The organism is Winogradskyella pacifica (assembly GCF_013403915.1).
GTDB lineage: Bacteria > Bacteroidota > Bacteroidia > Flavobacteriales > Flavobacteriaceae > Winogradskyella > Winogradskyella pacifica.
Map to the genome: position 1 here is coordinate 1 of NZ_JABFDI010000081.1, position 560 is coordinate 560.

Consider the following 560-nt stretch of genomic DNA (forward strand, 5'->3'; position numbering starts at 1 on the left):
GCGAATGCTGAAGCAGCGAACAACCCTATAAACAATCCACTCGCTTATACCAATACAGACGATTTTAATCAAATCATTTGGATACGTGTAGAGGATAATACAACGGTAGAAGGCTGTTATAAAATCACAAGTTTAGAATTAATCGTCAACCCATTACCAGTGTTAGTAACACCAGCACCCTTAGAGTTGTGTGATGTTAATAATCCAGGTGATGAGCAAGAAGGCTTTACCTTAGAAGCGGCTAATGAAGAGATTTTAAATGGTCAAACAGGTATTAGCTTAAGCTACTATGAGACGCAATTAGATGCAGACAATGCAACAAACCCAATAGTAAGTCCATATATAAACACAAGCAATGCACAGACTATTTTTGTAAGAGCCGAAAATGATGTCACAGGTTGTTATAATACGGTGACTGTAACCTTACGTGTGGATCCAATTCCGTCACCAGAATCAGACCCAACACCAATAGAAGTTTGTGATGATGATAATGATGGTTTTGTAGAATTCGATTTAACACAACGTACCGTAGAAATCACTAATGGAGAACCAAATGTAGC

1 protein-coding gene is annotated in these 560 nt (G+C 38.0%); it reads left to right on the forward strand.

From position 1 onward, the window contains the following. Positions 1 to 560: FIDD domain-containing protein (locus tag HM984_RS17520; protein ID WP_503328577.1), on the forward strand; the 560-nt coding region annotated here is incomplete at both ends.